15 protein-coding genes are annotated in these 19,292 nt (G+C 74.5%); 13 read left to right on the top strand and 2 right to left on the bottom strand.

Going from position 1 to position 19,292, the window contains the following annotated elements; all coding sequences use genetic code 11:
• Window positions 1–124 precede the first annotated feature (124 nt).
• The 4 genes from ispG to ACFQ8T_RS13765 all read left to right on the top strand — a co-directional run bounded on the left by ispG (window position 125) and on the right by ACFQ8T_RS13765 (window position 4,687).
• Entirely contained in the window at window positions 125–1,267 is a 1,143-nt protein-coding gene (ispG, locus tag ACFQ8T_RS13780; protein WP_430547093.1) for a flavodoxin-dependent (E)-4-hydroxy-3-methylbut-2-enyl-diphosphate synthase, read from the top strand.
• A 78-nt stretch (window positions 1,268–1,345) separates the two neighbouring features.
• Window positions 1,346–2,296 carry a GNAT family N-acetyltransferase gene (locus ACFQ8T_RS13775; RefSeq protein WP_430547092.1) on the top strand — a complete coding sequence of 317 codons (951 nt, stop codon included), beginning with the start codon at window positions 1,346–1,348 and terminating at the stop codon, window positions 2,294–2,296.
• A 103-nt stretch (window positions 2,297–2,399) separates the two neighbouring features.
• Window positions 2,400–3,494 carry an L-threonine 3-dehydrogenase gene (tdh, locus tag ACFQ8T_RS13770; protein ID WP_430547091.1) on the top strand — a complete coding sequence of 365 codons (1,095 nt, stop codon included), beginning with the start codon at window positions 2,400–2,402 and terminating at the stop codon, window positions 3,492–3,494.
• 2 nt (window positions 3,495–3,496) lie between these two features.
• Window positions 3,497–4,687: a glycine C-acetyltransferase gene (locus ACFQ8T_RS13765; RefSeq protein WP_430547090.1), complete on the top strand. Its 1,191-nt coding sequence runs from the start codon at window positions 3,497–3,499 to the stop codon at window positions 4,685–4,687.
• Between the two features lie 4 nt (window positions 4,688–4,691).
• Here the strand turns inward: ACFQ8T_RS13765 and ACFQ8T_RS13760 are convergent, their stop codons facing one another.
• Window positions 4,692–5,582 (bottom strand): DNA-formamidopyrimidine glycosylase family protein, encoded by an 891-nt coding sequence (locus ACFQ8T_RS13760; protein WP_430547089.1) that lies wholly within the window; start codon window positions 5,580–5,582, stop codon window positions 4,692–4,694.
• Between the two features lie 108 nt (window positions 5,583–5,690).
• On the opposite strand from ACFQ8T_RS13760, the gene ACFQ8T_RS13755 reads away from it, so the two are divergent.
• Window positions 5,691–7,523 (top strand): proline--tRNA ligase, encoded by a 1,833-nt coding sequence (locus ACFQ8T_RS13755; RefSeq protein WP_430547088.1) that lies wholly within the window; start codon window positions 5,691–5,693, stop codon window positions 7,521–7,523.
• A gap of 23 nt (window positions 7,524–7,546) precedes the next feature.
• Here the strand turns inward: ACFQ8T_RS13755 and ACFQ8T_RS13750 are convergent, their stop codons facing one another.
• Complete coding sequence (locus ACFQ8T_RS13750) at window positions 7,547–8,731, bottom strand: DUF4439 domain-containing protein (protein WP_430547087.1); 1,185 nt, start codon at window positions 8,729–8,731, stop codon at window positions 7,547–7,549.
• A gap of 188 nt (window positions 8,732–8,919) precedes the next feature.
• On the opposite strand from ACFQ8T_RS13750, the gene rimP reads away from it, so the two are divergent.
• The 8 genes from rimP to ACFQ8T_RS13710 all read left to right on the top strand — a co-directional run bounded on the left by rimP (window position 8,920) and on the right by ACFQ8T_RS13710 (window position 19,155).
• Window positions 8,920–9,522, top strand: coding sequence for a ribosome maturation factor RimP (rimP, locus tag ACFQ8T_RS13745; protein WP_430547086.1), 603 nt, complete (start codon window positions 8,920–8,922; stop codon window positions 9,520–9,522).
• Window positions 9,523–9,524: 2 nt separating this feature from the next.
• Window positions 9,525–10,592 (top strand): transcription termination factor NusA, encoded by a 1,068-nt coding sequence (gene nusA, locus ACFQ8T_RS13740; protein ID WP_430547085.1) that lies wholly within the window; start codon window positions 9,525–9,527, stop codon window positions 10,590–10,592.
• Window positions 10,593–10,607: 15 nt separating this feature from the next.
• Window positions 10,608–10,952, top strand: coding sequence for a YlxR family protein (locus ACFQ8T_RS13735; RefSeq protein ID WP_430547084.1), 345 nt, complete (start codon window positions 10,608–10,610; stop codon window positions 10,950–10,952).
• A gap of 186 nt (window positions 10,953–11,138) precedes the next feature.
• Window positions 11,139–14,012 carry a translation initiation factor IF-2 gene (gene infB / locus ACFQ8T_RS13730; RefSeq protein WP_430547083.1) on the top strand — a complete coding sequence of 958 codons (2,874 nt, stop codon included), beginning with the start codon at window positions 11,139–11,141 and terminating at the stop codon, window positions 14,010–14,012.
• 103 nt (window positions 14,013–14,115) lie between these two features.
• On the top strand, window positions 14,116–14,574 hold the full coding sequence (gene rbfA, locus ACFQ8T_RS13725; RefSeq protein WP_430547082.1) for a 30S ribosome-binding factor RbfA: 459 nt from the start codon (window positions 14,116–14,118) through the stop codon (window positions 14,572–14,574).
• The gene (gene truB, locus ACFQ8T_RS13720; protein WP_430547081.1) at window positions 14,571–15,533 is read left to right on the top strand and encodes a tRNA pseudouridine(55) synthase TruB; all 963 of its coding nucleotides are present in this window, start codon (window positions 14,571–14,573) and stop codon (window positions 15,531–15,533) included. Before rbfA ends, truB begins: the two co-directional genes overlap by 4 nt.
• A gap of 370 nt (window positions 15,534–15,903) precedes the next feature.
• Window positions 15,904–16,878: a bifunctional riboflavin kinase/FAD synthetase gene (locus ACFQ8T_RS13715; protein ID WP_430547080.1), complete on the top strand. Its 975-nt coding sequence runs from the start codon at window positions 15,904–15,906 to the stop codon at window positions 16,876–16,878.
• A 306-nt stretch (window positions 16,879–17,184) separates the two neighbouring features.
• The gene (locus ACFQ8T_RS13710) at window positions 17,185–19,155 is read left to right on the top strand and encodes a heme peroxidase family protein (RefSeq protein WP_430547079.1); all 1,971 of its coding nucleotides are present in this window, start codon (window positions 17,185–17,187) and stop codon (window positions 19,153–19,155) included.
• Window positions 19,156–19,292 lie beyond the last annotated feature (137 nt).

Below are 19,292 nucleotides of genomic sequence, written 5' to 3'. Positions count from 1 at the left end.
CCGCGTGAAGAACGTGCGACGAGAGTGGCACAGCGCGGTGGACGGCCGGGCGCGAGGACGTCCCGTGTGCGTGACCTGGCCCAGGAAGCGCGATACTGGCACCGTGACTGCGATCAATCTCGGCATGCCTACCCCGCCCGCGCCCACGCTGGCCCCGCGCCGCAAGTCCCGCAAGATCCAGGTGGGCAAGGTGGCCGTCGGCGGCGACGCGCCGATCAGCATCCAGTCGATGACGACGACCCCGACCACGGACATCAACGCGACGCTCCAGCAGATCGCCGAGCTGACGGCCGCGGGCTGCGACATCGTGCGCGTGGCCGTCCCGACCATCGACGACGCCGAGGCGCTGCCCGCCATCGCGAAGAAGTCGCAGATCCCCGTCATCGCGGACATCCACTTCCAGCCCAAGTACGTGTTCGCCGCGATCGACGCCGGCTGCGCCGCCGTGCGCGTGAACCCGGGCAACATCCGCAAGTTCGACGACCAGGTCAAGGAGATCGCCAAGGCCGCCTCCGACGCCGGGGTCTCGCTGCGGATCGGCGTCAACGCCGGGTCCCTCGACAAGCGCCTGCTGGAGAAGTACGGCAAGCCGACCGCGGAGGCGCTGGTCGAGTCCGCCGTGTGGGAGGCGAGCCTGTTCGAGGAGCACGGTTTCCACGACTTCAAGATCTCCGTCAAGCACAACGACCCGGTGGTCATGGTGCGCGCCTACGAGCTGCTCGCCCAGCGCGGCGACTGGCCCCTGCACCTCGGCGTCACCGAGGCGGGCCCCGCGTTCCAGGGCACGATCAAGTCGGCCACCGCGTTCGGCGCGCTGCTGAGCCAGGGCATCGGCGACACGATCCGGGTGTCGCTGTCCGCGCCGCCGGTCGAGGAGGTCAAGGTCGGCACGCAGATCCTGCAGGCGCTGAACCTGCGGCCCCGCAAGCTCGAGATCGTCTCCTGCCCGTCGTGCGGCCGGGCCCAGGTGGACGTCTACACGCTCGCCGAGAAGGTCACGGCGGGACTGGAGGGCATGACGGTCCCGCTGCGCGTCGCGGTCATGGGCTGCGTCGTCAACGGCCCGGGCGAGGCGCGCGAGGCCGACCTCGGCGTCGCGTCGGGCAACGGCAAGGGCCAGATCTTCGTCAAGGGCGAGGTCATCAAGACCGTCCCGGAGGCGATGATCGTCGAGACCCTCATCGAGGAGGCGATGCGCATCGCCGAGACGATGCCCACCCCCGAGAACGAGGCCCAGGCCGGGGCTCCGGAGGTCACGGTCGGCTGACGGTTCGGCCCGAGGGGCCGCACCGAGAGGCCGCATCGGGGACGATGGCGGAGGGCCCACGACGGCGAAGGGGGCGTGATGGGCGGCTGGCGACCGGCGGTGCGGGCGCGCGGCGACGCGCGCGGCCTCGACGCGCGGCGACCCCGGGCCCGCGTCCTCGGCCAGGAGGACCTCGTCGAGGCGCGCGCCCTGTGCGCCCGCGACCCGGTGACGTCGGTGCTCGCCGCGGCGCGGCTCGAGGTGGCGGCGGTGGCGGGCTTCGCCGCCGCCGGCGGGCAGGCGTGGGGCTTCCCCGCCACGGGCCCGCTCGTCGCGGTCTGCTGGTCCGGGGCGAACCTCGTCCCCGTGCTGTCCCCGGACCTCGTGGGTCGCGACGCGGACGACGCCGTCGCCGCGTTCGCCGCGACGGCCCGCGCGCAGGGCCGGCGATCGTCGTCGATCGTGGGGGACCGGACGGCGGCCCTCGCGTTGTGGGACCTGCTCGCGCCCCGCTGGCCCCCGGCGCGCGAGGTGCGCGCCGACCAGCCGTCGCTGGCGATCGCCCGCGACCCGGACGTCGAGCCCGACGCGCTGGTGCGCCGTTCCACCCTCGGCGAGGTGGACGCCGTGCTGCCCGCCTGCGTGCGCATGTTCGCGGAGGAGGTCGGGTACGCGCCGGCCGCGTCCCCCGGCAGCGCGTACGCCCTGCGGGTGCGCTCCCTCGTGGCCGAGGGACGGTCGTTCGTGCGCATGGAGGCACCTGGCTCGGCCCCGGACGCGGGCACCCGGCCGGGGCCCTTCGTCGCCTTCAAGGCCGAGCTGGGCGCGGTCGCGGGCGGGGTCGCGCAGGTGCAGGGCGTGTGGGTCGACCCGCTGCGGCGCGGCCGCGGCCTGGCCGCGCCCGGCATGGCCGCCGTCGTCGTCGCGACGCGGCGCGAGGTGGCGCCCGTGGTCTCCCTGTACGTCAACGCGTTCAACGCGCCGGCGCTCGCCACGTACCGGCGCGTGGGCTTCGAGCAGGTCGGCACGTTCACGACGGTGCTGTTCTGACGTGCCGGCGTTACCGGATCCGTCCGGATCGTGAGATGGTACGCGGCGTGACGACGCATGCGACGTGGGGTGCACGGGTGTCCGAGGCGCGGGTGGGTGCCGCGTGAGGGCGCTGTACAAGCCGGGGCCGGGCCCCGGGCTGGAGCTGGTGGAGCGTCCCGAGCCGGAGGCCGGCATCGGCGACGTGAAGATCCGTGTGCTGCGCACCGGCATCTGCGGTACCGACCTGCACATCGACCGCTGGGACGACTGGGCCGCCTCGACCATCGCGGCGCCGCTGGTGCCGGGCCACGAGTTCGTCGGCGAGGTCGTCGCGGTCGGCGAGATGGTGCACGACGTCGTCGTGGGCGACCTCGTCTCCGGCGAGGGCCACATCGTCTGCGGCACGTGCCGCAACTGCCGCGCCGGGCGGCGCCAGATGTGCATCCGCACCCAGGGCCTCGGGCTGCACCGTGACGGCGCGTTCGCGGAGTACGTCGTGCTGCCCGCCACCAACGTGTGGGTGCACCACGCCGAGGTCGACCTGGACGTCGCGGCGATCTTCGACCCGCTCGGCAACGCGGTGCACACGGCGCTCGCGTTCCCGGTGATCGGGGAGGACGTGCTCGTGTCCGGGTGCGGGCCCATCGGGCTCATGGCGATCGCCGTCGCGCGGCACGCCGGCGCCCACCTCGTCGTGGGCACGGACGTCAGCCCGGCCCGGCTCGCGATGGCCGAGGCCATGGGCGCGGACGCCGCGCTCGACGTGCGCACGGCGCGGGTCGCCGACGCCCAGCGCGAGCTCGGCCTGCGCGAGGGGTTCGACGTCGGCTTCGAGATGAGCGGCGCCCCGAGCGCGCTGCCCGAGATGATCGCGAACATGAACCACGGCGGGCGGATCGCGATGCTCGGGCTGCCGTCGGGGCCGATCGCCGTCGACTGGGGCACGGTCGTGACCCACATGCTCACCCTCAAGGGCATCTACGGCCGGGAGATGTTCGAGACCTGGCAGGCCATGGACGCGATGCTGCGCACCAGCGCCACGCTGCGGGCGGCGATCGCGTCGGTCGTGACCGACCGGCTCCCCGCGAGCCGCTGGCGCGAAGGTTTCGAGGCCGCGGCCTCGGCGCACGGCGGCAAGGTCGTGCTCGACTGGACGGACTGGGAAGACGAGCAGGGCGCGCAGCACGACGCGCAGCTCGACGAGGGGAAGGCGTAGCGATGTACGGGACGTTCCGGGAGCACCTGGCGGGCCAGCTCGCCGAGATCGAGAGCGCGGGCCTCACCAAGCACGAGCGCGGCATCTCCGGCCCGCAGGGCGCGCGCATCCGCGCCGACGGCGCCGAGCTGCTGAACTTCTGCGCCAACAACTACCTCGGGCTGGCCGACGACCCGCGCATCGTCGCGGCGGCCCGGCACGCCCTCGACACGTGGGGCTACGGGCTGGCGAGCGTGCGGTTCATCTGCGGCACGCAGGACCAGCACCGCGCCCTGGAGCAGCGCCTGGCGGGCTTCCTCGGCACCGACGACTCGATCCTGTTCTCCTCGTGCTTCGACGCCAACGGGGGCGTGTTCGAGACGCTGTTCGGCGCGGACGACGCGATCGTGTCCGACGCCCTCAACCACGCCTCGCTCATCGACGGCATCCGACTGTCGAAGGCCGCCCGGTTCCGCTACCGCAACCGGGACATGGCCGACCTCGAGGACCAGCTGCGCGCGGCGCGCGACGGCGGCGCCCGCCACGTCGTGATCGTCACGGACGGCGTCTTCTCGATGGACGGCTACCTGGCGCCGCTGCGGGAGATCTGCGACCTGGCCGACCGGTACTCCGCGCTCGTCCTGGTGGACGACTCGCACGCGGTGGGGTTCATGGGGGAGCACGGCCGCGGGACGCCGGAGCTGCTCGGCGTCGCCGACCGCGTGGACATCCTCACGGGCACGTTCGGCAAGGCCCTCGGCGGCGCGTCCGGCGGCTACGTCGCGGCGCACCAGGAGATCGTCGACCTGCTGCGCCAGCGCGCCCGCCCGTACCTGTTCTCGAACACGCTCGCGCCGACGATCGTGGCGGGCACCCTCACGGCGCTCGACCTCGTGGAGGGGTCGGGGGACCTGCGCGCCCGCCTGACCGAGAACGCCGCCCTGTTCCGCCGGCTCATGACCGAGGCGGGCTTCGACCTGCTGCCCGGCGAGCACCCGATCGTGCCCGTGATGTTCGGCGACGCCGTGCTCGCGGCGAGGACGGCGGCGGCGATGGGGGAGCGCGGCGTGTACGTCACGGCCTTCTCGTTCCCGGTCGTGCCGCGCGGCGAGGCACGCATCCGCGTGCAGCTGTCCGCCGCGCACACGCCCGTGCAGGTCCGCGCGTGCGTCGACGCCTTCGTCGCCTCGCGCGACGCCGTCGCGGCGGGCTGACCGGCTACTTCAGCAGCCTCGACATCCGCCGGTCGGCGAGCACCTGCCCGCCGGTCTGGCAGGTGGCGCAGTACTGCAGCGAACGGTCGGCGAAGCTCACCTCGCGCACGACGTCGCCGCAGACGGGGCACGCCTCGCCCGTGCGGCCGTGCACGCGCATCCCGCGGCGCTTGGCGTCCTTGAGCTCCTTCGCGGGCTTGCCCGACGACGCCGCGACCGCGTCGCGCACGGTGGTCACGACGGCGTCGTGCAGCGCCGTGACCTCCTCCGGGGTGAACGACCGCGTGAGCTTGAACGGCGAGACCTTCGCGACGTGCAGGATCTCGTCGGAGTAGGCGTTGCCGATGCCCGCGATCGCGCGCTGGTCGCGCAGCAGGCCCTTGACCTGCTGGTTCCGCTCCTGCATCAGCGCGGCGAGCGCCTCCGGGGTGAAGTCGCCCGAGAGCGGGTCGACGCCGAGCGTGGCGACCTGCTCCACCTCCTGCGGGTCGCGCACCACGTGCACCGCCAGTCGCTTGCGGGTGCCCGCCTCGGTGAGGTCGAAGCCCGCGCCGTCGTCGAGCCGCACCCGCAGTGCCAACGCCGCCCCGCGCGACGAGCCGCCCATCCGCGGGCGGACCGGCGTCGTGGGCGCCTGGTCCGACCAGCGCACCCACCCGCCGCGCGACAGGTGGAACAGCAGGTGCACCTCGTCGCCGTCCGGGCCGGCCGTGAGATCGAGCCACTTGCCGTGGCGCGTGACGCCGCGGACCTCCTGCCCGACGAGCGCCGTCACCGGCGGGTCGAAGGTCTTGAGCGCGGCGATGGCCGCGACGTCGGCCGCGACGACGCGGTGTCCGGACGTACGAGCGTCGAGGAACTCCGCCAGCGCCTGCACCTCGGGAAGCTCGGGCATGCGGCCATGCTGCCAGCCGGGCCCGACGCCGACCAGGGGAAGGGGCCGGCGCGGGACCGGGGGTCCGGGCGACCGGGGGAGCCCCGGCGCGCCGCTAGGCTTGCCCCCATGTCGATCGTGTCCGCCCGTCAGCCCCAGGGCGACCTGCTCCGCCTGTCCCAGCTCTTCGTCCGCACCCTGCGCGAGGACCCGGCCGACGCGGAGGTCGCGAGCCACCGCCTGCTGGTGCGCGCCGGCTACATCCGCCGCGCCGCCCCCGGCATCTACTCGTGGCTGCCGCTCGGCCTGCGCGTGCTGGCGAAGATCGAGGCCGTCGTCCGCGAGGAGATGGACGCGATCGGCGCGCAGGAGGTGCACTTCCCGGCCCTGCTGCCGCGGGAGCCCTACGAGGCCACCGGCCGCTGGACCGAGTACGGCCCCAACCTCTTCCGCCTGCAGGACCGCAAGGATGCCGACTATCTCCTCGCGCCGACGCACGAGGAGATGTTCGCCCTCCTGGTGAAGGACCTGTACTCCTCGTACAAGGACCTGCCCCTGGCCCTGTACCAGATCCAGACGAAGTACCGGGACGAGGCGCGTCCCCGCGCCGGCCTCATGCGCGGGCGCGAGTTCATCATGAAGGACGCCTACTCGTTCGACATCGACGACGAGGGCCTCGCCGCGTCGTACGAGCGGCAGCGCGGCGCCTACCAGCGCATCTTCGAGCGCCTCGGCCTGGACTTCGTCATCGTCTCGGCGACGTCCGGTGCGATGGGCGGCTCGCGGTCCGAGGAGTTCCTGTCGCCGTCGGCCATCGGCGAGGACACGTTCGTGCGCTCGGCCGGCGGGTACGCGGCCAACGTCGAGGCCGTGGTCACGCCCGTCCCGGACGCGCTGCCCTTCGCCGACGCGCCGGCCGCGCACGTCGAGGACACCCCCGACACCCCGACGATCGAGTCGCTGGTGGCGTGCGCGAACGAGCAGCACCCCCGCCCCGACCGTCCCTGGACCGCGGCGGACACCCTGAAGAACGTGGTGCTCGCCGTCACGCACCCGGACGGCCGGCGCGAGCTGCTCGTCGTGGGGCTGCCGGGTGACCGCGAGGTCGACGTCAAGCGCCTCGAGGCGTCCCTCACCCCGGCCGAGGCCGAGCCCGCCACCGAGGCGGACTTCGCCGCGCACCCGGAGCTGGTCAAGGGCTACATCGGGCCCGGCGCGCTGGGCCCGCAGGGCGCGCAGGTCGAGACCGAGGACGGCTCGACGGTCTCCGCCGTCCGCTACCTGCTCGACCCGCGCGTGGTGCCCGGCACCCGGTGGATCACCGGCGCGGACGCTCCGGGCAAGCACGTGTTCGACCTCGTGGCCGGGCGCGACTTCACCGCGGACGGCACCATCGAGGCGGCCGAGGTGCGTGCGGGCGACCCCGCTCCCGACGGCTCCGGGCCGCTCGAGCTCGCGCGCGGCATCGAGATCGGCCACATCTTCCAGCTCGGCCGCAAGTACGCCGAGGCCCTGGACCTCAAGGTCCTCGACGTGAACGGCAAGGCCGTCACCGTGACGATGGGCTCGTACGGCATCGGCGTCACTCGTGCCCTCGCGGCCCTGGCCGAGGTCAACCACGACGACAAGGGCCTCGCGTGGCCGGCGCACGTCGCGCCCGCGCACGTGCACGTCGTCGCGACGGGCAAGGGCACCGAGGTCTTCGACGCCGCCGAGAAGCTCGCCACCGAGCTGGTCGACGCGGGCGTCGAGGTGATCTACGACGACCGCCCCAAGGTGTCGCCCGGCGTGAAGTTCGCCGACGCGGAGCTCTTCGGCGTGCCGCTGATCGTCGTCGTCGGCCGCGGCCTGGCGGACGGCCTGGTGGAGGTGCGCCCCCGCGCGGGGGCGTCGGAGCAGGTCCCGGTGGCCGACGCCGCGCGGGTCGTGACCGAGCGCGTGGCCGCCCTGCTGGCGGACTGACCCCCGGACGGTCCCGCGGAAGACTAGGCGGCCGCGTCGTCCCCGGCCTGCTCCGGCAGGCCGGGGAACGGCTCGGGCTCGGCGCCCCAGTCGTCGAGGGCCACGGCGGAGTCGACCAGCAGGTCGACGAGCACCGCGCGGGTCCCGGCCGCCGTCGTGCCCACGAGGGTCGCGTAGTCGGTGGCGAGGTCGTTCTCCAGGTCGATCACCAGGGCCTTGTCACCCTGCTCGGCGACCCGCGGTACGGCGTACGCCGCGCGGCGCGGGTCGTCCGCGGTGGCCTGCGTGCCCGCCACGGCGGCCCATCCGTCCGCCCGCTGCGCGTGCACGGCGACCCGCTCGAGCAGCCGGTCGCGCGTCGTGCCGGAGCCGATCGCCGCGCGCAGCTGCAGCGCGTAGCGGGTCGCGTCCTCGGACACGACGAGAGTGCTCAGGTCGTGGGGCGTGAGCCCCTCGGGCACGGTGTCGTCGTCCTGCGCGCTGCTGCCCCCGGCGTCCTGTCCGGTCGCCGTGGCGTCGTCCGTCGGGGAGCCGGAGGGGGTCGCCTCCTCCGCGTCGTCCTCGTCGCCCGCGTCGCCCGCGTCGCCCTCGTCGTCCGCGTCGGCGTCCGCAGACTCCGGCACGCGGGGCTCGACGACGTCGGGACCGGCGACGTCGACCAGCGCCGCGAGGCGCTCGCCCGAGACGGTCTGCGCCGCGCCGACCGAGGCCAGCAGCCGGGCCAGCGGCCCGTCGCCCGTGCTCCCGGCGGCCGTCCGCGACCGGGCGGCCGCGTCGTCGAGCGCCTCCACGACGTCCGCCGGGGTCGCCTTGTCCCAGGCCGAGGACTGCGTGTCCGTGGGGGCGCCGGTCGCGAGCCCGGAGTCGTACTCGCCGCCCAGCGCCTCGGCCTGCTCGCGCGAGTCCGCGGCGATGCGCGTGAGCTCGGCGACGACCCGCTTGCGCGACGTGGGGACCTCCTCGAGCGCAGCCTCGGCACCGTCGGCCACGAGGAGGGCGTCCGCGACGGCGGTGCGGCGCACCACCTCGAGGCTGTCGGGCACCGGCTCGCCCGCGGGCGGGGCCTCCAGCCGCACGCCGCACCCCGCCAGGAGCCCGACGGCGAGCAGCGCGCCCGCGGCGGCCGCCACGGGGCGTCGCTGGGCGGTGGGCACGGCCGCGCCGGTCACGTCGTCGGCGAACCGGCCGGGGGCGGGCTGAGGTTCCATCGAGGCCGATGATGCCACGCGCGCGGCCCCGTCCGTGTGACGTTCCTCCGCCCGTCACGGGCGCCGGACGGCGCGGGACGGCCCCGTCGTTCGTTACGCTGGTCGCTGCACACAACGACACACCGGCCGCGGGACGTCCCGGCGCGGGAGCACACGGCAGTCCACGACGTGACCCACGGGAGGCAGGGATGGCAGCGCAGCACGGCCGCACCACGGCGGGCGGAGCGAAGGCCGAGGCGGTGCGGCGGGTCGTCACCCCGGCGGTCGACGGCGCGGGCCTGTACCTCGAGGACGTCGTCGTCACGCAGGCCGGCGCGAAGTCGGTCGTGCGCGTCACCGTGGACCTCCCCGAGGACGTGCTGGGCAGCCTCGACTCCGACACGCTCGGCGACGTCTCGCGCGCGGTCTCCGCGGCGCTGGACGCCGACGACGTCGTCCCCGGCGCGTACACGCTCGAGATCTCGACGCCCGGCACCTCCCGTCCGCTGACCGAGCTGCGCCACTTCCGGCGCGCGCGCGGCCGCCTGGTCGTGCTGCGGCTGCGCGCCGGCGGCACGACGTCGGGGCGCCTGACGGACGTCGAGCCCCGCACGGGTGACGCGGGCGAGGACGCGGTGCTGGTGCTCGAGGACGGCACCCGGGTGCCCCTCGCCGACGTGCGCCAGGGCAAGATCGAGGTCGAGCTGAAGCGCCTGGACGAGGCGCCCGGTGATGCAGACCCGGAGACAGACACGGACACGGGCGCCGCCCGGGACCACACCACGGGCTCCGCCCGTCACGAGGAGGGCTGACGATGGACATCGACATGAGCACGCTTCGGCTGCTGGAGCGGGAGCGGGACATCAGCCTCGACGTCCTCGTGGAAGCGATCGAGCAGGCGCTGCTGTCGGCCTACCACCGCACCCCCGACGCCTACCCGCGCGCCCGCGTGGAGGTGGACCGCAAGTCCGGGCACGTCGCCGTCTGGGCGCGCGAGGAGATCCGCACGCCGGACCCCGAGGACCCGGAGGCGCGGCCCACGATCGAGCTGGGGCCCGAGTTCGACCACACGCCCGCCGACTTCGGCCGCATCGCGACCGCGACGGCCCGGCAGGTCATCGTGCAGCGACTGCGCGACGCCGAGGACGACCAGGTGCTCGGCATGTTCCGCGGCAAGGAGGGCGAGGTCCTCGCCGGCGTCATCCAGCAGGGCCGCGACCCGCGCGTCGTCCTCGTGGACGTCGGCGGCACGGAGGCCGTCCTGCCCCCGCACGAGCAGGTGCCCACCGAGGAGTACGTCCACGGCGAGCGGCTGCGCGCCTACGTGGTCGAGGTGTCCCGCGGCATGAAGGGCGCCCAGGTGGTGCTGAGCCGCACGCACCCGGGCCTCGTGCGCAAGCTGTTCGAGCTCGAGGTCCCGGAGATCGCGGACGGCGCCGTCGAGATCACGGCGATCGCCCGCGAGGCGGGCCACCGCTCCAAGGTCGCCGTCCGGTCCAAGGTGGCCGGGCTGAACGCCAAGGGCGCCTGCATCGGCCCGATGGGCGCGCGCGTGCGTGCCGTCATGGCGGAGCTGCACGGGGAGAAGATCGACATCGTCGACCACAGCGACGACCCGGCGCGCTTCGTGGCCAACGCGCTCTCGCCCGCCCGTGTGACCTCCGTCACCGTGGTCGACGCCGACGCCAAGGCCGCGCGGGCCGTCGTGCCGGACTACCAGCTGTCGCTCGCGATCGGCAAGGAGGGGCAGAACGCCCGTCTCGCCGCGAAGCTGACGGGCTGGCGCATCGACATCCGTTCGGACGAGGCGGCCCCCGCCGGGGGCGCTTCCGAGGGCGACGACGCAGGTGGCGCCGCGGCGAGCCGCGGGGCCGAGGGCTGAGGCCGGTCACGGCACGTGGGTCGTCGCGCTAGACTGTCGGGGACCGGGCCACGCGCCCAGCCCTCGACCTCCCCTCGTACCCCTCCGGAAACCTCCGGCCCGGTACGGACGTGCGTCGGGTGCCGGGAGCGTGACCAGCGGTCCGCTCTTCTGCGGCTGGTGCTCGAGCCGTCGGGACGCGAGGGAGTCCTCGTGGTCGACGTGCGAGGGTGCCTGCCGGGGCGTGGCGCCTGGATCCATCCGACGTCCGCCTGCCTGGCGCTCGCCGAGCGTCGTCGGGCCGTGCCGCGCGCCCTGCGCGTCACCGGTCCCCTCGACCTCTCCGGCGTCCGGGAACACCTGGAGCGGCGAGACCGTTGAGTCCCTCCGGTCCGCACCGCCACCCGGCGGCCGGACCATCGCGACCGAGCACGCTCGGCCGCACCCACTGAAGTCGACAAGGAAGCGGGTCAGAAGCCGATGGGCACCCGATGAGTTCCGTGCGATGAGTACTCGGTACTAACGACGGTCCTCCCTGTCTCGCAGGAGGGCCGAGACAGGAGAGTTGTGGCGAAGATCCGCGTTCACGAGCTGGCCAAGCAGCTCGGGGTGGAGAGCAAGACCCTGCTCGCCGACCTGAAGTCGGCGGGCGAGTTCGTCCGATCGGCGTCCTCGACGCTCGAGGCACCGGTCGAGCGAGCCATGCGCGACAAGTACAAGGACGCGGCACCCGCGTCCTCGGGCGCCCCGGCGAGCAAGTCCGCCGAGCCGAAGGCTGCGGCGCCCCGCGCCGAGCAGAAGGCGGTTCCGGCGAAGCCCGCCCCCAAGCCCGCCGCGCAGAAGCCGACCACCCCCGCGCCCGAGGCCGAGGCGCCCGCCGCCCCGGCGGCGGCCGCGACCCCCGCTGCGGCGACGCCGGAGGCCCCGGCCAAGCCCGCCAACCGCCCCGGCGCGCCGACCCCCGGTCCGCGTCCCGCGGCGCCGAAGCCGGCGCCGGCCGCGCGCGAGCAGCGCGACGGCGGCCGTGACGGTGGTCGTGACGGCAAGGGCGGCCGCGCACCGCGCCCCGGCAACAACCCGTTCGCGTCCAGCCAGGGCATGCCGCGCCAGGGGCAGCGCCCCGGCGGCGCCGGTGGCCCGCGCCCGGGCAACAACCCGTTCGCGTCGAGCCAGGGCATGCCGCGCCCCGGCCAGCGCCCGGACCGCGGCGAGGCCGCGCCCGAGCGTTCGGGCGAGCGTCCCGGCGGTCCCCGTCCGGGCGGTCCCCGTCCCGGCGGCCCGCGTCCCGCGGCGCCCCGTCCCGGCGGCCCGCGCCCCAACCCCGGCATGATGCCGGGCAAGACCTCGATGCCGCGTCCCGGCGAGCGACCGGCGCCCGCGGGCGGCGGTCGTGGCGGCGGTCGCGGTGGCGGCCCCGGCGGCGGTGGCGGCGGCGGCTTCCGCCCCGGTGGCGGCGGCGGCTTCGGCGGCCGTCCCGGCGGTCGCGGCGGTGCCGGTCGCGGTTCCACGCAGGGTGCTTTCGGCCGCGCAGGCGGCCGTCCGGTCCGCGGGCGGAAGTCGAAGCGCGCGAAGCGGCAGGAGTTCGAGCAGATGCAGGCGCCGTCGCTCGGCGGCGTGCAGGTGCCCCGCGGCAACGGTTCGACCGTCGTCCGCCTGCGCCACGGCTCGTCGCTGAACGACTTCGCCGACAAGATCGACGCGAACCCCGCGAGCCTGGTCACGGTGCTGTTCCACCTCGGTGAGATGGCGACCGCGACGCAGTCGCTGGACGAGGACACGTTCGGCACGCTGGCCTCCGAGCTCGGCTACGTCATCGAGATGGTGTCGGCCGAGGAGGAGGACCGCGAGCTGCTCGGGGCCTTCGACATCGACCTCGACGCAGAGCTCGAGGGCGAGTCGGACGACGAGCTCATGCCGCGTCCGCCGGTCGTCACCGTCATGGGTCACGTCGACCACGGCAAGACGCGTCTTCTCGACGCGATCCGCCAGACCGACGTCGTCTCCGGCGAGGCCGGCGGCATCACCCAGCACATCGGTGCGTACCAGGTGCGTCGTGAGCACGAGGGCGTCGACCGCCCGATCACCTTCATCGACACCCCGGGCCACGAGGCGTTCACCGCCATGCGTGCCCGTGGTGCCCAGGTGACGGACATCGCGATCCTCGTGGTCGCCGCCGACGACGGCGTCATGCCGCAGACGGTGGAGGCGCTGAACCACGCCCAGGCGGCCAACGTGCCGATCGTGGTCGCGGTGAACAAGGTGGACAAGGAGGGGGCGAACCCCGACAAGATCCGCCAGCAGCTCACCGAGTACAACCTGGTGGCCGAGGAGTACGGCGGCGAGACGATGTTCGTCGACGTCTCCGCGAAGCAGAACCAGGGCATCGACCAGCTCCTCGAGGCCGTGCTGCTCACGGCGGACGCCTCGCTGGACCTGCGGGCGAACCCGGACAAGGACGCCCGAGGCGTGGCCATCGAGGCCAACCTCGACAAGGGCCGCGGCGCCGTCGCGACCGTCCTCGTCCAGTCGGGCACCCTGCACGTCGGTGACGCGATCGTCGCGGGCACGGCCCACGGCCGCGTGCGCGCCATGTTCGACGAGCACGGCGAGGCCGTGACCGAGGCGGGCCCGGCCCGGCCGGTCCTGGTGCTCGGTCTCGCGTCGGTGCCGAGCGCCGGCGACACCTTCCTGGTGGCGCCGGACGAGCGCACGGCCCGCCAGATCGCCGAGAAGCGCGAGGCCGCCGAGCGTGCCGCCCTCCTGGCCAAGCGCCGCAAGCGCATCAGCCTCGAGGACTTCACGCAGGCGCTCCAGCAGGGCAAGGTCGAGACCCTCAACCTGGTCCTCAAGGGCGACGTCTCCGGTGCCGTGGAGGCTCTGGAGGACGCACTGCTCAAGATCGACGTCGGCGACGAGGTCGAGCTGCGCGTCATCCACCGCGGTGTGGGTGCGATCACGCAGAACGACGTCAACCTGGCCACGGTCGACAACGCGGTCATCATCGGCTTCAACGTGAAGTTCGGCGAGCGCGTCGAGGACCTCGCGGACCGCGAGGGCGTCGAGGTCAAGTTCTACTCGGTCATCTACCAGGCGATCGACGACGTCGAGGCGGCCCTCAAGGGGATGCTCAAGCCGGAGTACGAGGAGGCCCAGCTGGGCACGGCGGAGATCCGCCAGGTCTTCCGCTCCTCGAAGTTCGGCAACATCGCGGGCTCGATCGTCCGGTCGGGCACCATCCGCCGCAACACGAAGGCGCGCGTCCTGCGCAACGGCAAGATCGTCGGGGACGACCTCACGATCGAGTCGCTGCGTCGCGAGAAGGACGACGTCACCGAGGTCCGCGAGGGCTTCGAGTGCGGTATCGGCCTGGGGTCGTTCAACGACGTCACCGAGGGTGACATCATCGAGACCTTCGAGATGCGCGAGAAGCCGCGCGCCTGACGGTCGCGCCGCAAGGTACAGTCCGACGGCGTCCCGACCCGCCCCGCTTCGACAGGAGCAGGGCAGGGCGGGGCGCCGTCGGCGTCGAGAGAGGGAGACACCCATGCCCGGTCCCAAGGGCGACAGGCCCGAGAACCCGCGCGCCCGCAAGCTCGCGGACCGCATCAAGGAGATCGTCGCACAGCTGCTCGACACGCGGATCAAGGACCCGCGTCTCGGCTTCGTCACCGTGACCGACGTGCGCGTGACGGGCGACCTGCAGAACGCCTCGGTGTTCTACACGGTCTTCGGCACGGACGAGGAGCGGGCGGGCACCGCCGCGGCGCTGGAGAGCGCCAAGGGGATGATCCGCTCGGAGGTCGGCAAGCAGACCGGCGTGCGCCTCACCCCGACCATCGAGTTCTTCCTGGACTCGATGCCGGAGAACGCCGCGCACCTGGACGCCGCGCTCATCGAGGCGCAGCGCCGGGACGCCGAGCTCGCCGCCCTGCGTGAGGGCAAGGGCTTCGCCGGCGAGGAGGACCCGTACCGCAAGCCGCGCGAGGACGACGAGGACGAGTGAGCGGCCAGGGGGAGCGCCCGCCCCGCCGCCCGACCGCTCCTGACGGGTTCCTCGTCGTCGACAAGCCGGCGGGCTGGACCAGCCACGACGTCGTCGGGCGGTGCCGCCGGCTGGCGGGGACGCGCAAGGTCGGGCACGCGGGCACCCTCGACCCGATGGCGACGGGCGTGCTCGTCGTCGGGGTCGGGCGGGCCACCAAGCTGCTCACCTACGTGGTCGGCGCGGACAAGGCGTACGACGCGACGATCCGCCTCGGTGTCGCCACCACGACCGACGACGCGGAGGGCGAGGTCGTCGAGGCCCTCGGGGTCGGCGGCGGCGTCGACGGCGCGGACCTGGCGCGCGAGGCGGCCGTCCTGACGGGGGACATCCGGCAGGTGCCCACCACGGTGAGCGCGATCAAGGTGGACGGCAAGCGTGCCTACGCGCGCGCCCGGGCGGGGGAGGACGTCGTCCTCGAGGCCCGCCCGGTCACCGTGAGCCGCTTCGACGTGCTCGGCACCCGCCCCGCGACGACGGACGACGGCGTGGCGGTGCTCGACGTCGACGTGACCGTGGTCGTGTCCTCGGGGACGTACGTCCGCGCGCTGGCCCGCGACCTGGGCGCCGCGCTCGGGACGGGTGGCCACCTCACGGCGCTGCGCCGCACGAGGGTGGGCGGCTACGAGCTCGCCGCGGCGCGCACGCTCGACGAGCTCGAGGCCCAGGCGGACGCCGACGGCGTGCTCGCGACGCTGCCGCTCGCGGAGGCCGCCCGCGCGACGTTCCCGGTCCGGGAGCTGACGGCCGACGAGGCTCGCGCCCTCGGCTACGGCCAGTGGGTGCCGGCGAGCGGGGAGCGCGGCACGGTCGCCGCGATCGGCCCGGACGGCGTGCTCGTCGCGCTGCTGGAGGACACCCGTCGCCGGGGCGAGGCGCTGGCGAAGCCCGTCCTCGTGCTCGCCCCGGCCGGCGGCTGAGCGCACGCCGCGACCCGCGCGGCCTCGGCGTCGGGCTCGACGCCGCCGGCGGTGCGCAGGTGGCCCACCAGCGACAGGAGCATCCCCGCCGCGGCCCAAGGCCGAGGGCGAGCCACGCGGGCGCGGCGTCCGCCGACGGGAAGTACGCCAGGGCGCGCATCAGGGTGGCGCCCGCCCCGGGTGGGGACCACCGGCCGATCTCGCCCGGTGCCCCGGGAGGAACTCCGGAGGCACGGTGGCGCCGCCGCGGCGGCGCTGCCGCGATGAGCGAGGCGCGCGTCCGTCCGGGGCGGGATCGTCGGTCTATTCTTGACGGTCGGTGCCCGCAGGGGGCGCCGGCAGCCGACCTCGACGAGACGGAGCGCGACGCGTGCAGGTGTTCACGGACCTGGACCAGGTCCCCGACGGCTTCGGCCCGTCGGTCGTCACGATCGGCAACTTCGACGGCGTCCACCGCGGCCACCAGGCCGTGCTGGGGCGTCTCGTGGACCTGGCCCGCGCCGACGACCGCCTCGCGGTGGCGCTCACCTTCGACCCGCACCCGGCCCAGGTGCACCGTCCGGAGACGGCGCCCGAGCTGCTGACGGGGCTGCGCGACCGGCTCGACCTCCTGGCCCGTGCGGGCCTCGACGCCGCCCTGGTCGTGCCGTACACGCTCGATCTCGCCGCGCAGACGCCGGAGGAGTTCGTCACCCGCTACCTGGTGGACGGGCTGGGCGCGCGCTCCGTCGTCGTCGGGCACGACGTCCGGTTCGGCAAGGGCAACGCCGGCACGCTGGCCACGATGGTGGAGCTCGGCGGTACCCACGGCTTCGAGGTCGTGGCCGTGGACGACGTCGGCGAGTGCGCGCCCGGCAGCGCCGGGGCGCGCGAGCGCTGGTCGTCGTCGGCCGCGCGGGCGCTGCTGGCGGAGGGCGACGTGGCCCAGGCGGCCGAGGTGCTCGGCCGGCCCCACCGCGTGCGCGGCACCGTGGTGCACGGGGACGCGCGCGGGCGGGAGCTCGGCTTCCCGACGGCGAACCTCGGGCACGCCGAGGGCATGGTCCCCGCCGACGGCGTGTACGCGGGCCGTCTGCTGCGCCCGCGGCTCGCGCAGGAGGACCCGGGCAACCCCGACGCCGACCTGCCCGCGGCCATCTCCGTGGGCACCAACCCCACGTTCGACGGCGTGGAGCGTCGCGTCGAGGCCTACGTGCTCGACCGCGACGACCTGGACCTGTACGGGGAGACGGTCGTGCTGGAGCTCGTGGAGCGGCTCCGTCCCACGCTGCGGTTCGACGGCATCGAGCCGCTCATCGAGCAGATGCACGCCGACGTCGCGCGGGCGCGCGACATCCTGCGCTGAGATTCTGCGCCGAGATCCTGCGCTGACGCCTCCCGCGACGCGGGAGCGGGTGAAAGCTCGCGCGACCGGTCACGGTCGCGGGCGGCGGCCCTCTCTCCTGGCGTGACGGAGCGGGCGTGCCCGGTCCGTGGGCCGCGGTGGTACCGCGGACCCGTCGCGGCGTGCCACCGCACTCCCTGATCCACTGCGGTGGCCGCGTCGCAGCGCGCTGTCCCGGGCCGTCTCCCTCCCTGAGCGGCGGCGGCCCGGGACTCGCCCCGCGTCGGGCGGCGCCCGGCGCCCGCTTCTCCCGAGAGGGGCAGAGCCATGGCGGCTCAGCAGACCATCGAGCAGGAAGCGCCCGAGCCCGGGCACGACCTCCACTCGGACCCGGTCGGCCGGACGGTGCGCAGCGTGCGCCACGGCGGCCAGGTCCGCCCGCGCCCTCGACCCCGTCCGCGACCCGACCCCGACCCGGGGTCGTCGCCCGCACCCCTGCTGCACGAGACGGAGCTCGCCGTCCTGCGCGACATCGTCGAGGACCGCTTCGAGGCGACGACGTCGTTCGACTACCTCTTCCGCGGCCTGCGCGGGCGCTTCCCCGCCGCGCACCTGCCGGTCGGCGACGACCCGCCCGAGGGGCCGATCGGTGGACCGACCGTGGACGCGGTCGTCGCGGCGCTGAAGAAGCTCGGCGCGGGGATGATCGAGCCGGCAGGTCCGCCGAACCCGGCCCTGGACTCCACGGTGCCCGCGATCTACACCTACTGGGGTCAGTTCATCGACCACGACATCACCCTCAACACCAACGGGCCCGACGGGCCGCCGGAGGCGGGGGAGCGGCCGCGACCCGGCGACCTGGTGCTGGGCGACATCGTGTCCGACCCGTTCACGGCGTTCCCGCCCGAGGTCGTGGTCCGCAGCCTGCACAACGGCCGGCACCCGTTCCTCAACCTCGACAGCCTGTACGGCAGCGGACCGCGGTTCCCGGGGGAGCCCGGACGGAGGACCACCCGCAGCGAGGCCGCATACGCCACGACCGACCCGACCAAGCTCGCGCTCGGCCGCGTGGCGACGACCCCGATCCCGGGGTTCGAGCTGGTCCCCCCGGGCGACGACCCGCAGCGCGACCTGCCGCGGTTCTCGTCCGAGGAGATCGCCGACCTCGACGCCCCCGAGGACGACCGACCCGCCCCCGGGTCGGCGAAGATCCCGGACGGGCGCAACGACGAGAACCTCGTCGTGGCGCAGCTCCACCTCGGGTTCATCCGGTTCCACAACGCCGTCGTCGAGTGGGTCCGCCGCACCGAGCCGTGGCTCACGGTGGACGAGCGGGCGGTCTTCGACCGCGCCCAGCAGCTCACGCAGCACCACTACCAGTGGCTGGTCGTCCACGACTACCTGCGGACGCTGACCAAGCCGGGGGTGCTCGACGAGGTGCTCGTGGAGCCCTCCCTGCTGTTCCGGCCCCGCCGCAAGATCGCGATGCCGCTCGAGTTCGCGGTCGCGGCCTTCCGTTTCGGGCACTCGATGGTGCGGGGCGGCTACGACTTCAACCTCAACTTCGGGAAGGTCGCCCCGCCGGCCGCACCGCCACGGGCCGCGTTCGGGAGCCTGGTGCAGCTGTTCGAGTTCACCGGGGGTGGCGGCCTCGTGCCCACGGGTGCGCCTCCCGGCGAGGTGCTCCCGTCGAACTGGCCGATCGACTGGGCCCGGTTCGTCGACAAGGGCGACCCCGACCGCCGGCGCTCGGCGGCGAAGATCGACCCCTTCCTCGCCAACGGCCTGGCGACGATGCTCAAGGAGGGCAACGACCCGGGCCTGGCCCCGGGGGTCAGCGCCCTGCTCAAGCAGCTCGCGCAGCGGAACCTGCTGCGCGGGTACTGGCTGTCCCTGCCGACCGGTGAGGCGGTGGCGGAGGCGCTGCACGTGCCGGCCCTGACTCCCGAGCAGCTCACCCGGGGTGCGTCCCAGGACGTCAAGGACGCCCTGGCGGCGCTGGACGGCACGCCGCTGTGGTACTACGTGCTCAAGGAGGCGGAGATCCAGGGGAACGGCAACTTCCTCGGGGACGTCGGCAGCCGGATCCTGTGCGAGACCTTCGTCTACCTGCTCAAGGCCGACGACACCTCCTACCTCTCCGTGGGCTGGACCCCGGCGCAGGGGGTGCGGATCGACGGCGGGAAGATGGTCACGACGATCAGCGACCTGCTCCGTTTCGCCGGCGTCCTGGCCCTCGACGGCGGCACGACGTTCCGCCAGGTCGACGGGCTCCCGGCGGGGCACGACGGGGACTGAGCCCCTCGCCGTTGTGTCGTGGCACACGTCGCGGGGCCCCCCGGGGGACAGCCGGGGGGCGCCGGCGGGGTGGATGTGGGGGGGGACGCCAGCGCCGGCCGAAGAAGGCCCCCGGGGAAAAAGACCCCCAAACACAC

The organism is Isoptericola sp. NPDC056618, from assembly GCF_042792715.1.
GTDB classification, from domain to species: domain Bacteria; phylum Actinomycetota; class Actinomycetes; order Actinomycetales; family Cellulomonadaceae; genus Isoptericola; species Isoptericola nanjingensis.
This window is presented reverse-complemented; position numbering and strand designations above follow the sequence as displayed.